At 44.1% G+C, this 13,406-nt stretch carries 10 protein-coding genes; 6 read left to right on the top strand and 4 right to left on the bottom strand.

The window, feature by feature from the left end:
• Positions 1-2 precede the first annotated feature (2 nt).
• Positions 3-695 carry a response regulator transcription factor gene (locus OLM56_RS15150; protein ID WP_121374627.1) on the bottom strand — a complete coding sequence of 231 codons (693 nt, stop codon included), beginning with the start codon at positions 693-695 and terminating at the stop codon, positions 3-5.
• Positions 692-2,050, bottom strand: a complete 1,359-nt coding sequence (locus tag OLM56_RS15145) for a sensor histidine kinase (RefSeq protein ID WP_264527568.1) — start codon at positions 2,048-2,050, stop codon at positions 692-694. The genes OLM56_RS15150 and OLM56_RS15145 overlap by 4 nt, the downstream gene beginning before the upstream one ends.
• A 320-nt stretch (positions 2,051-2,370) precedes the next feature.
• Here OLM56_RS15145 and OLM56_RS15140 point away from each other — a divergent pair, with 320 nt between their 5' ends.
• A complete protein-coding gene (locus OLM56_RS15140; protein ID WP_264527567.1) occupies positions 2,371-4,761 on the top strand; it encodes a TonB-dependent receptor in 2,391 nt (796 codons plus the stop codon).
• A 224-nt stretch (positions 4,762-4,985) separates the two neighbouring features.
• Here the strand turns inward: OLM56_RS15140 and OLM56_RS15135 are convergent, their stop codons facing one another.
• Positions 4,986-6,974 (bottom strand): alpha/beta hydrolase family protein, encoded by a 1,989-nt coding sequence (locus OLM56_RS15135; protein WP_264527566.1) that lies wholly within the window; start codon positions 6,972-6,974, stop codon positions 4,986-4,988.
• 352 nt (positions 6,975-7,326) lie between these two features.
• Between OLM56_RS15135 and OLM56_RS15130 the strand changes: the two genes are divergently transcribed.
• Positions 7,327-7,764 (top strand): hypothetical protein, encoded by a 438-nt coding sequence (locus OLM56_RS15130; RefSeq protein ID WP_264527565.1) that lies wholly within the window; start codon positions 7,327-7,329, stop codon positions 7,762-7,764.
• 331 nt (positions 7,765-8,095) lie between these two features.
• Here the strand turns inward: OLM56_RS15130 and OLM56_RS15125 are convergent, their stop codons facing one another.
• Positions 8,096-10,168, bottom strand: coding sequence for a T9SS type A sorting domain-containing protein (locus OLM56_RS15125; RefSeq protein WP_264527564.1), 2,073 nt, complete (start codon positions 10,166-10,168; stop codon positions 8,096-8,098).
• A 504-nt stretch (positions 10,169-10,672) separates the two neighbouring features.
• Between OLM56_RS15125 and OLM56_RS15120 the strand changes: the two genes are divergently transcribed.
• The 4 genes from OLM56_RS15120 (at position 10,673) to OLM56_RS15105 (ending at position 13,357) form a co-directional block, all read left to right on the top strand.
• A complete protein-coding gene (locus OLM56_RS15120; RefSeq protein ID WP_264527563.1) occupies positions 10,673-11,173 on the top strand; it encodes a hypothetical protein in 501 nt (166 codons plus the stop codon).
• 94 nt (positions 11,174-11,267) lie between these two features.
• Positions 11,268-11,768 carry a DUF2975 domain-containing protein gene (locus tag OLM56_RS15115; RefSeq protein WP_264527562.1) on the top strand — a complete coding sequence of 167 codons (501 nt, stop codon included), beginning with the start codon at positions 11,268-11,270 and terminating at the stop codon, positions 11,766-11,768.
• Positions 11,769-11,771: 3 nt separating this feature from the next.
• A complete protein-coding gene (locus tag OLM56_RS15110; protein ID WP_121374619.1) occupies positions 11,772-11,978 on the top strand; it encodes a helix-turn-helix domain-containing protein in 207 nt (68 codons plus the stop codon).
• An 89-nt stretch (positions 11,979-12,067) separates the two neighbouring features.
• The gene (locus tag OLM56_RS15105; RefSeq protein ID WP_264527561.1) at positions 12,068-13,357 is read left to right on the top strand and encodes a metallophosphoesterase; all 1,290 of its coding nucleotides are present in this window, start codon (positions 12,068-12,070) and stop codon (positions 13,355-13,357) included.
• Positions 13,358-13,406 lie beyond the last annotated feature (49 nt).

The raw sequence follows: 13,406 nt of genomic DNA, 5'->3' as shown, positions 1-13,406 counted from the left end.
TTTTATTCTTTAATGTTAAACTCAAAGCCCAAGCCTCTCACGCTTGGAATAGCTATGGCAGGATCTTCGCTGAAATACTTGCGCAGTCGGCTGATAAAGACATCCATGCTCCTGCCGGAAAAGAAATCGTCGTTGCCCCAGATTTCTTTCAGGATGTCTTCTCTTTTAACGAGCTTGTTTTTGCTGGCATACAAGAACTGGATCAGGTGGGCTTCCTTTTCCGTGATGCGGTGCGTCGCTTTTTCATGCGTTAAGAGATAGTTTTCGCTGTCAAAAAGATACTGTCCGATCTTGAATTTCTTTTCAGACACATGCTGTGGCGCCGTTTTCTGCACGCGCTTCAGGATATTCGTAATCCGCAATATCAGTTCTTCAACTTCAAAAGGCTTGATGACATAATCATCGGCCCCGAGCCTCAATCCCTTGATTTTGTCTTCCTTCATCGATTTGGCTGTCAAAAAGATAAAAGGCGTTTCGGGATAGGCGTCTACGACTTTTTCGGCCAGCGTAAAGCCGTCCATCTGCGGCATCATCACGTCAAAGACGCAGATGTCGGGCTGGGCATCGGGAAAGAGCTTCAGCGCTTCCTTGCCGTCTTTGGCCCAAGTGACCGTAAAGCCTGAAAATTCAAGATACTGCTTCAGTATGGAAGCATAATCAAAATCGTCTTCTGCTAATAAGATGTGCTTTTTCATGAGGGAATGGTGATTAAAAATAAAGCTCCTTTGTCTTCTTCGCTTTCTACCTTGATGGTTCCTTTATACGACTCCACCAGCTGCTTTACATAGAACAGCCCGAGGCCGAGTCCTTTGGTTTCGTGTATGTTTCCTTTTTCGATACGGTAAAACTTATCAAAAATAGCCGTCTGTTCTTTGGTCGCGATGCCCTTTCCGTTGTCCTTGATGCCCATGGCAAAGCGGCCGTGCTGTTTTTCCATTCGTATGTCGATTTCTGTCGCGCCATATTTTACGGCATTTTCCATAAGGTTCACGATAATCGTGTTCAAGTGGAAAGGATCGATCTTGGCCGTGATGTTTTCCTGTTCCTGATGGCAGCGGATTTCCGTAGCCGGATGCGACAATTTAAAATCATCAATGATGTTATGAATCTCGCTGCAGCCGATTTCCATTTTTGCATTGCGGCTTACGGTAGGCGTCAGCGAAGCTTCGGTTACTTGTCGGAACAGCTTCTGCAATCGGTCGTTCTGTCTTTCCAGCATCGACAACGTATGCCTGTAGTGCTCTGGAGTCATTTCGTTTTCCTTGCGCTGCAGCGTCTTGATGGCAATGTCCATCGTAGCAAGCGGTGTCTGGAACTCGTGCGTGATATTGTTCACAAAGTCGGTCTTGATATCGGCGATTCTTTTTTGGCCGATAAGGTTTTTAAGCGACAGGTAATAGAGATAGACCACAAAGACCATCAGCAGCAATGAAAAGATAAGCAATCCTGCCATCTGGCGGATGATTGTCTGCCCCCAGTTGGCAATGCTGTAATAGCGTTCGCTCTTGATTTCAAAATCGACTGCTTTCTTGATGGGCACAGCTGCCCTGTCGTCTACATATTCTTTTTCGCCTTCCCATCGTCCGGTAGAGGCTACCACTTCGTCTTTGTTTTTTACGTTGTTACCCAGCACGAATAATTTTCCGCGATAGAGGCTGTCAATCGTATTGTCTTTTTTGATGGTGGCCGAGGTGATATAGATGGAATACCCGATATCAAAATCGCCCGGTCGCTTGCGTTGGTTCATATACGCTGTCATTACGGTAGACAGCGAATCGGATTTGCTTTTCATAAACTCGACAAAGTCCTTTTTTTCGAGCCTTTCAAAAGCATAGTTTCTGACAAACTGGCCCGCTTGGTTCATCCAGCTGTCGTTGAGCTCGTACCATTCTTCGGTATCTTCTAATTCTATCAGCTGTTTCTTGATCTTGGCGCTTACTTCTTTTTCGGTCAGCAGGTAGGTATTGTATATAAAATACCCCTGGATGGCTGCCAGCGCAGCTACCGTAAAGATACAGGCTCCTATCAATAGCATTATTTTTCGTTTCATGGCAAAGCTGGTTTGTTGGGACAAAGCTAGGGGTTTCTTGGCTTGGCTGTGCTAAAAAACAAACCGTTAACCGTTCTTTAACCAAATTTGAAAGGGCAGCCTTGCGCCATGCCACGCCCTGCACGGCAGGGCGTCACGGGATAGCTTGCTTTGTTAAATAGGCAGCCGCCAGCGCTTTTGTGTTTAACCCTTCATTAACCCTTCGTTAACCCGATTGCAGAAAGGGTTTGCAGAGATTTGCACCATCAATCATCGAGTTTCAATCATCATCAATCAAGTCAATCAAGTCAATCAATCGAATTTCAATCATCAATCAAATCATGAAACAGTTAGTTATTTTTTTATTACTGCTTCCTTTCGGGAGCATGGCACAGCACAGGCTCTCGGGTACCGTTAAGGATGCCGAGGGCAGGGCAGTGCCTTTTGCCGACATGGCATTGCTAAAAGCACAGGACTCTTCTGCCTACAGGACGGCGCTTGCCGACGAGCTGGGGCGTTTTGAGATAGGAGCAGTCGAAAAAGGAAATTACATTGTAAAGGCAGGTTCCGTAGGAATGTCTACTGCCTACAAAAATATAGAGGTTACAGGCGACATGGAGCTGGGCGATATTGTGCTGGCCCGCGCTTCTGAAATGCTAGAAGGCGTAGAGATCGTTTCCAAGCGTCCAGTAGTAAAAAGGCTGGTCGACCGTATGGAGTTTACGGTCGAAAACTCATCGCTGGCGTCTAACAATGCATGGGAGATTGTTTCCAAAACACCAGGCGTGACTACTTCGGGAGGCGGGGGCATTACCATTCGCGGCAGCCAGAGCATACTCGTAACCATCAACGACAAAAAAGTATACATGTCGGGAGACGAGCTGAAACAATATCTTGAAAACACGAGCGGAGAAGACGTAAAGTCGGTTGAGGTCATCACGAACCCGCCAGCCAAATACGATGCGCAGGGCAGCGCCGTGCTCAACATCAAGCTCAAGAAGGCGATTTCCCCAGGCTACAAAGGATCTATCAATACCGCCTACGTACAGTCGATGTATCCGAAAGCGATAACTTCTACAGGACATATCTACAAAGGCAAGAAGCTGTCTTTGATGGGACGCTATAGTTTCGGTATGGGCGAATATGTAGACGAAAGTACTGACATTGTGCGCTATTATGACGAAAACGGCAACACGGCATCAGAATGGAAGAGCTTGTTGCGCCGCAAGAGCAAATCGCTAGAGCAGCATTCGTACCGTCTGGAGGCATCGTATGAACTGGATTCGCTGAATTTATTTTCTATCGGGACTACGGGTTTCCAAGCACCAGAACAGCACGGAAAATATGCGGCCCCGACTTCTATCACGGGTGCCGACGGACAGCTTGATTCGCTCTATGTTACGATGAACAACCGCAAGAATCCGGCCCGTAATGCGGCGTACAATTTTTTATACGAACGCAAGCTTTCAGAAAAGTCGAAGCTGGTCTTCAATTCCGATTTTACAAACTATTTGTCTAAGGACAATCAGGATATCAACACGACTTTTTCACTGCCAGACAGCGCCCCTTACCGCGATGTGCGTTTTGTGAGCAAGAGCCGCCAAGGCATCAAGCTGTTTTCGGCACAGGCGGACTACAGCAACGAGACAAACGGCGCGTTAGAGGCGGGAATCAAATACGGCAACGTATCGGCCAACAGCAACTTAGACTACCGCGATGCTATCGACGGAGTATTGGTGCCGAATGAAGGGCGCACGAGCAAGTTTTTATATGACGAGTGGATTTATGCGGGTTATGTAAGCTATGGCAGGGAATTTGGCAAATGGAGCGTCAAGGCAGGACTGCGCGGCGAATATACATCGCTCGAAGGCAACTCGGTTACCACTTCTGAAGTGAATGACCAGAATTATTTCAAGCTTTTCCCGACGTTTTATACGATGTATAAGCCTTCCGAAAATCATGAGATCGGGTTTTCGTACGGCAAGAGAATCAGCAGGCCGCGCTACAGCATGCTCAATCCGTTTCGCGTTTACAACAATAATTATTCGTATTTCACGGGCGATCCAAAATTGTTGCCGACCATCACGCACAACCTGAATTTGCTGTATACGCTAAAAGGCAAGTATAATTTCGACTTGTTCTACCGATTGGAGAAAGACCCGTCGATGGAGATTTCGTATCAGGATTACGAGACGAATACCGTTGTGTATCATTTTACGAACATCGACAAGGATTATGCTTTTGGCTTGGAATTCAATACCAATCTGGCGTTTACGGGCTGGTGGGATGCGGGAATCCAGTCTGGGTTGAGCTATGTAGAGGATCGTTTTCAAGGGATTGACGGCAAGCTGTATAAAAACGGAAAACCGACGTATAATGCGAGCATCAACAATCGTTTTGCGCTGAACAAAAAGAAAGATTTTAATGGCGAGATCAATTTCTATTACAATTCGTCTTCGGTACAGGGTACTTTTGTCTTTACGTCTACGACCAACCTGTCGCTGGCACTGCGTAAAAAGATACTAAAGGGCAACGGAGAGGTGTATGGTATCTTTTCGGACATCTACCGCGGCGAAAAGATTACCATAACGACCAACTACGGCAACCAATACAACTCGTCTGATTCTTATGGCGACACGCAGAATTTCAGGCTGGGCTTCCGTTATAGTTTCGGGAATCAGAAATTAAAGGAAAGAAATAAGGAGCAGACGGAAGAGCAGAGGAGAATTTAGGGGTTTTTGATTTGGGATTTTTGATTTTTGAGAATTATGAAGTTTAAAGAATTACGAATTTTGAATTAGGAATTGCGAACTTTGAACTATGAACTATGAACTATGAACTATGAACTATGAACTATGAACTATCAACTATCAACTATCAACTATGAACTATCAACTCCTAAATCTAAAATCAAAAATCCTAAATAAAAAATCCCGCTATAAAAGCGGGATTTTTTTTATTTCAAATGCTTGGCAAAGAAGCCCATCATGCACTTATAGAGCTCGATGCGGTTTTCTTCGCGGCCGAAGCCGTGGCCTTCGTTATATTTTACCATATACGGTGTGTCCAGTCCTCGTTTTCTGAGGTTTTCGACAACCTGGTCGGATTCGTTGATGTTGACCCTTGGGTCGTTGGCGCCTTGTACTACAAAGAGCGGCTTGGTAATCTTGTCTGCATTCAGGGCTGGAGATACCTCGCGCATGATCTTTTGGTCGTCGGCGCTGTTCTCGTCATACCATTGTTGGTATACTTGTGCCAAGAAAGGCTTCCAATAGGGAGGGAACGACTTGAAGAAGGTAAACAGGTTGGATACGCCCACATAGTCTACGCCACATACATACAAATCGGGTGTTTTTACCAAACTGCCCAAAGTAGCCAGTCCGCCATAGCTGGCGCCATATACCGCTATTTTTTTGTCGTCGATCAATCCGAGCGACTTGACATAGGCAACGCCGTCTTCAAGGTCGTTCAGCATGTTGCGTCCGATCTGCTTGTTGCCCGCCAAGAAAAATTTCTTGCCATAGCCTCCAGAACCTCTATAGTTGACTTGCAGCGTCGCATAACCTCTGCTTGCAAACAGCTGTGTTTCTGGGTTAAAGCTCCATTCGTCTCTTACGCCGTAAGGCCCGCCGTGAGGATTCACGATCAATGGCACTTTCTTGCCCAATGTAGCTTGTTTCGGAATGGTCAGATATGCATACACGTCAAGTCCGTCGCGGGATTTGAATTTAATCGGACGCATCTCGGCCATGTCGGCTTCCTTAAGCTGTGGCATCAGGTTCATGATTTCTTTAAAGCTGTCTTTTTTAGCATCATACAAGTAGTAGCTGCCATAGAGCCTGTCGCTGGAAACATACAGCAGGAATTTGTCCTCATCGTCGGTTACCCCGCTGATGCCGAATTCTCTGCCGCTGAATTGTTTTTCGAATTTGGCATGCAATTTCTTATAAGTCGCGCTCACGGGCACGGTTTCGTTTTTCTCTCCGGTATAGCTGTAATAGTCTACCTCATAGCCTCTTTTTCGGGAAGTGCTGAGGCCGCCCACGTCAAACGTAGGATTTGAGAATACTTTCTTGAGGGTCTTGCGGGTGGCGAAGTCATACAATATGATTTCGGCCGTGTTGCTCTCCAAGTTGCTCAATACATAGGCATCATGCGGATTTGGCGTCGTATAGTCGAAGGCAATGATCGAAAATTGGTCTTTCCAGGTAGTCGTGGCAATCTTTTCAAAAGGCTTGTCCTCGGCAGTTCTGTAATAGATTTCGTTCTCGGTACCGTTGTGCTGTTTGGTATAGCCTTTCAGCACGCCGTCCTTGTCAAAATCATAACCTCCAATCGGATTGGCGGCATCTTTATTTTCGAACAATTTGACCAGCGCCCCGGTCTTGATGTTAAGCTTGAAAGGTTCGAAGATTTCCGGATTGTCTTTGTTCATCTGGATAATCATATAATCAGGCTGCTCTTTCAGTATCTTGATGATGCCGGCACGCACGCCTTCAAAAGGAGTAAGGTCCATCTTGTTGCCGCCGTCAAGGTCTACGCCATAGATATGGAAGTTTTCATTGCCGCCTTTGTCCTGCACATAGATCAGGCGCTCGTTGTTCGCCCAGCCGTAGCCGCGGATCAGTTCGTCTTTTTCTTCGATGGCCTTGACAACCTTGCCCGTAGCGGTGTTCTTGATATAGACATGGTTCTTGCCCTTGTCGTCGCGTTCCTTATACGAAAAATAAAGTCCGTTAGGCGAAAACTGGAAGCTGCTTTGTGCAGGTCTCTTGAAATAATCGTCTACGGAATAGCCGTAGGTGCCTGTTTCTAAGGCGGCGAGCTTGGCAAGCTCTTCTTTGCTCGATGGCAGGGACTTGTTGCCCGGCTGACTGTCTTGGGTCTGGGCATGGGCTGCCGACAGGGCCAATAACGACAGCATCACTGTTGTTTTTTTGATCATGATTTAGTTGTTTAAGGTTGAACGGTAATAGAAAACGGAAGCCGTACAAGGTGCTGCCGTTCAAAGGTATATGTCGTGGGTTGTTGTGTTTTGTTACATGGAGGGATTTAGGATTGGTGATTTTTTGATTTAGGGTTTTTGATTTGGGATTTATGTTGTGTGTGCTGCTTTTTGGCGTGTATTTGTTTGTATAATTGTTAATTTGTAATTAAATATAGTAAAATTTAACTATAAATATACTTTTTGTTGTTTTTATACGTTCATGTGATAGTAATAACTTAATACTTTTTTTTCAATGCCATTTGTAAATTTAAATTCGAAGCATTTCACCCCCGAAGAAAAGACGGCGGTGATGGATGCGCTTGCTGCCATGGAGGCAGCGCTGACCCCTAAACTGTCAGCCTTGACGCCACAAGAACGTATGTTGTACGGAAGCGTAAACGAGCAGAACAAGCTCGTGATTAACAAGGTCAATGACTTTTATGACACCCAGAGTAGTTTAGCCAGTCCGGATGTGGACTGGGTAGAGTTCAAGAGGGATTTTGACAGCCGTTCGTTCCTTCAGGGACTGCTGATGCGACTGGACAACTTGAAGATCGGGCTTGACAGCTCGAAAATCCTTCATGACTGGGACAATTATCAAGCTGCGCTTACCGACTACGACTACACCAAATACAAAGTGGCGTCGGGTATGGGAGGTTTTGAAGCTAAGGTATCAGAACTAAAGCAGTTTTTTAAAGGTGGCGGCCATGCTACAGGCCAGCCAGATTCAGGCACTAAGTCTGAATAGCTCTTAATTACCCCTAAAACCGTATATATAGTGAACCTGGAAGCGAAAGCTCCCAGGTTTTTTTATGCACATTTGACATCCGGAACGCCACGGATGGCGTTCCATCGCCCGCGTTTGGCGTTCCGAACCCCGTGCGCGGCGTCCGGAACCCCGCGTGATACGTTCCCGACGCCAAATTTGGCGTTACGTAACGTGGATTTTGGCGCTCGGAACGCCAATTTTTACGTTCCGAACGTCATCCGTGGCGTTGTATAACGCCAAACGCGGGTGATGGAACGTGTCGCGCGGGGTATTTTGAGGCGTTGGTGGGGATTTTTATTACTCCAAAGGCCTATTTTTTTATTATGGTTTTTGAAGTTGTGGCTAGGCTGATAATTTTTACAAAATAGGTACCGCTTCCCAACGTACTTATGTCAACCGAATTGTCTGTTATTTTATCGGTCAGGTTTTGTATGAACTTTCCATTAATGTCATACAATTCAACAGCTTTTAAAGAATCACCTTCCTTGATTTCGAAAGTGATTTTGTCTTTCACGGGATTTGGATAAGTTTTTATTTCATTATCTACAATAATGCGTTGGATTTCTTCTGTAGCTTCTTCCTCTTCGTTTTCTGAAACTTGTGAGGTTTCTTTCTCTTCTGTTTTCTTTTTTGCGCTCACTACAGGAGTGGCATCTACTAGTATTATTTCTTTAATTTCTTTTGTAGAATTTCTGGCGGCAATCGCAATGTAATAAATTTTGCTTGGATCAAAATAATCAGCCGGTACCTGATTGGAAGACGCATTTGAAAAAGGATAGGGGATAGTAACGCTCAAAGTAGCAAAATTATCTCCATTAGGAATTTCAATATTAGTCCAATATAAAGGCAACGGCATTTCTACAGTGCTTGTCTTGATACTAAAATAAAGGTCGTTGGCATTAGTATCTAATGGATCTTGAGGTGTTTTTCGGTAATTGCGTACCTTGATCTTGAGGTTGATGTTTTTTGGCAGGTTTCCAAAAGAAGCATCATCTGGTTTTTGGTCGATTCGTATAAAAATAGATTGGTCCTTATTCAATAAAAAGCCTCTGGAATTAAACTTCTGCATCAGATACTGTCCGTGATAGGTATTAAAAGGCAAGCTTGACGGGTCGATGATGATATCGCCATTAGAAGATTGTCTAAAGTATCTTGAGGTCGAAAAATTTTCCCACCCTATAAAAGAATCACTTTGTATATTTATGATTTTGTCCCAATGGTTAATATTGTCCATTTGAAAAAGAATATGCGAAACAGGATCGCTTGTTTCGTCGCTGCAGAAAGTAGAACCCAGGGTATAGGCCGATATATTAGGAGATTCAATCAAGTTCAGGCTTTTAAACCTTTCGTTTATAAAATAGATGAAGTTGGTGCAGGTATTGTTTTCGACATCGGATCGATTTCCGGTAATGTCGATGATTTTGGTAAACTCTCCTGAAATATAACCTTCTTCAGATCCAGCTACTAAGTCGCGCTTGGAGCAGTCAATATAGGCATAGATTCTCCTGTTAGGGTATTGCGGATTTTGTGTAGATGGCTGGTTTTCAAGATAATTGTCTCGGATAATGATATGTCTGGACGTTGATTTTATGAAAGCTCCTTTGTTTTGGTCGCCTTTATAACCCAACAGATCATTATGTATGATGGTATTTTGCGAGCCGAAAGTACCAAAAGCAAGATCACAGATGGCATACTTATTAAAATTCATTATTCTATTGTCCTTGATTGTATTAATATCAGAGCCTCTTAATCTTATTCCTGTGCCGAAATCAAGGATATAATTGTTGGAAATTTCAGAGTCAAACACTTTTTTGAAATCAATAGCGATATGGGGACTATTTCTGTCTTGAATATGGTGATGAAAACGGCAACTATTAATTTTCACATTCTGGATAGGATATCCTTCATCCATAGTGCCAAAGCCTGCTTCTTCAGCTTCGATGGATATTCCGTTATTGCAAAAAAAGCTCAGATTTTCAAATTTAAGCCCTCCAATATATCCGCCTGGAGGCGTATTGATACATTTAAAAACAAAGCCCATTTGTGAAGCGATGATAATAGAACCCCTGCCTACTCCTGTCAACATATAGCCTGCTTGGTCATTTCTGCTGAGATCCAAGTTAATAGTTCTTGATATTATATAATCGTCATCTCGACTGGAAAAGAAAACCTTTGAATAAAAATCGACCGCTTTTTGGATGGCATCGGACCAATCTCCTATTGGTTCTTTCCACCATTCAGGATAAGCATTTTCAATTAGAGGATAACCATTTGTCTTGCCGCTTCCTGCAAAAATTTGGAAAGCGCCAGCATCTATAGGACAATTCAGTGTTAGAGTCGTACTGCCAGGAATTGTTATTTTGAAACCATTCAGAAATTTCAAGGAAATATATTTAGGAATTTTAAGGTTGCCAGATAAGCTAATATTTGCGTTTATAATTAGCGTCGAAGGCGGAGAATTTATTGAATCAGTTAACTCCCCGATTGCATCATCCAAGTTGGTGAAATTGTAAGGAGGTGCTAAAAAATTACTTAGATAATAAGTCCCGCTTTGGGCTGATAGGTTAAGAAAGAAAAAAAGAAAGAAAAGAGGATAGATTTTTTTCATAAAATGCTAATTTAAAGTTAGTACTTGCTATAAAGAAGAAATAGTTATTCCAATTTTGAGATATAAAGATAGTATAAAATTAATCAGCTAAATCTCACTTATTTGTTGATTGCCCTATCTTTGACTGATGAGATAAATTGAAGATTGAGAAATTAAGGATATACAGCTATATGCAATTGAAAATGAAAAACATATAGTACATTTGATTAAAATATCCGAAGATTTGATACAATGTCTGGTTTGATTATTGATAAAATTGAAATAAATAAGCTTAATGCAATGAAAAAACTATTTCTCTTAGTAGTACTAACTTTCTTCTCCTGCTCTCAAAAAGAACAGCGAAAAGAAGAACGCGCCAGCGTTTCAACCATCATCATCAATCTAAGCCATGCCAAATATCCCAAACAGATTACTATCAATAGCAAAAAAGGGGTTGCCGAGTTTAAGAATCTGAATAGCGTAGTAGCAGCGTCTGCCGATGCGAAGAATCATCCGTCAGATAGCCAAACCGTGCCTCTTGATGAAACCTCGCTTACGGAAATCCTGAACCTTTTTAATGCCATCGATAGGGCTCCGCAACAACGTAAGCTGCACGGTAACGGAATGCTGTCGTCTATAGAAGCCCATACGAACGACGGAAAAACAATAAACCTTGATCAATTGGACGATAGGCACGAAGATGAAATCGCTTTTATAGAAGCCGTACTGCGAATCATAACTGCAAAATCAAAAGACTCTAAAGTACAAACAGAAATGACAGCTTTACTCGAAGCACTTTAGTAAGCGTAAAATGTTAAATTTTACTCCAATACGAAATATATTTACCGTAATACGGTAAATTATTCTATTTTTACGGTAATAAATTCTATCGCAAATGAAACTCATCGGAAAAAATTCGCTTTCGCGGCTGCTGGTACACGGCTGCTTTATTGCTTTTGCCCTGCAATTGTTGAACCTGGGTTATGCCGCTTTTGCCTACTTTTCGGGAGCCACAGGCATAAAGCAGATCGAGATTCCATTTAAGGGCGGTGCGCTGGTTGCCAGCGCCAATTTTGCCAACTTGGGCATGGCACTGTTTTATTTGGCTTTCTATGCCGTCTTTACGTTTTTCTTGTGCAAGATTTTCCACGGCATGAGTTCCGAAATCACCTTTAATCAAGAGGTCATTACTTGGCTCAAGCGCTTTGCCCTGCTTAATGTGCTGGCGGTGCCTTTACTGTTATTGCTCGGCTTTTTGCAGTTTCAGGACGAAGCCTATGCGAGAAACGACTCCTATATAGTGCTGCACCTCGTGCTGGGCATCGTGGTCTATTTTATGCTGGCTTATTTTAAAGAAGGCTATGAGCTGCAGTCCCAAACCGAACTAACCATATAACGGATGGCCATCATCATCAACATCGATATCATGCTGGCGAGGCGCAAGATGCAGTCGCAAGAACTGGCCGAAAAGATCGGCATCACGCAGGGCAACCTGTCGGTGCTAAAGACAGGCAAGGCGAAGGCCTTAAAGCTTTCGACCTTGGAAGCGCTCTGCAAGGCACTTGACTGCCAGCCTGGCGATCTGCTGGAATACCAGGAAGACTAATCCCCGACCGTACTGCCATACTAATTGCTGAGCCCCAAAGGCTCGGATAGGATTCGTATGTCCAAAAAATAACACTAAAATTAGCAATCATGCCATCATCAAAATTTAAAAAACGAGCAAAAAAAATTATAAAATGGACGGCTATCGTCATGCTGGGCTACTGGGTCGGTACCACGCTCTACTTTGGCTATTCTGACATTGACGAGCGGGAAGGAACCTATGTCTATTACTGGTCGGGACTGAATGCGCTTTGGCGCGACGACAAGGAGTTCGGCTTTAAGCACAACGAAATCGTTGAGACCAAGCTAGATGGCGAAGACGGACCTTATGTGTTTGGCGACACCGTCTATCGAGTGGATGGCACGAACAGCCTGTATGTAGAACCGCTTGACAGTTCGCGCAGCGTGATCATAAAAGCAGCTAATGCAGACCATGATGAATTCAGCGTTAGCCTTCGGAATAGTTATGCAACGGGTCCGGATCAGTTTCCGCTTCCCGAAAAGCTGCTCGCTATTTCGGATATTGAAGGCAACTTTGATGGCTTTTATAGTTTTCTGATGGCCAACGGCGTGATGGACAAGCAGTACCGCTGGACATTCGGCAAAGGACATCTGGTACTCGACGGCGATTTTGTAGACCGTGGCAAGAATACCACGCAGGTACTATGGCTGATCTACAGGCTGGAACAAGAAGCCGAAAAAGCGGGCGGCAAGGTGCATTATATCTTGGGCAACCACGAGATCATGAACCTCTATGGCGACGTATCGTACTGCGATTTCAAATATATGGAAGCTGCCAAGCGCATTGCCGGTACGACTCGCTGGGACCAAGGATTAAGACGGCTGTTTTCTGCCGATTCGGAATTAGGAAAGTGGCTCCGTACCAAAAACGTAGCAGAAAAAATCGGACCCTATCTTTTTGTACACGCCGGACTGAATACGAAGCATGTCGATGAAAAGCTGTCGTTTTCGGAAATGAACGCCATGGCCAGAAAATACTATGGAGTCTATCCCGACCAAAAGCTGGAGAACCCACGCGAGGCGCTAGTGCTCAGTTCGTATTACAGTCCGTATTGGGACAGAAGCCTGTCGCTCACTATGCTGTATCGCGCAGTCTATTTCTTTAATGATCCTTCTAATGCTCCTACGCACAAGCCCTCGCAAGAAGAGCTGGAAGGCGTGCTGCGCTATTATGGAGGCGAAAAACTCGTTATCGGACATTCGGTAGTTGATGAGATTACCGCCGATTATGAGGGGAGGGTTTTTAAGATCGACGTAAAGCACGGAACCAAGAAAAGCAGCGGCAAGACCCTAGGACTGCTTGTGGAACAAGGGAAAGAATATGCCGTTGACGACCTCGGCAGGAAGACAAAGCTATAGCCTTGAGGGTTCTGAAAAAGGAGGAATTGTAAACAAATACTCGTACCTT

It is taken from the genome of Flavobacterium sp. N2550, from assembly GCF_025947265.1.
Taxonomy (GTDB): Bacteria; Bacteroidota; Bacteroidia; order Flavobacteriales; family Flavobacteriaceae; genus Flavobacterium; species Flavobacterium endophyticum.
The sequence above is the reverse complement of the archived record's forward strand: the minus strand, read 5'-3'. Positions and strand labels throughout refer to the sequence as shown.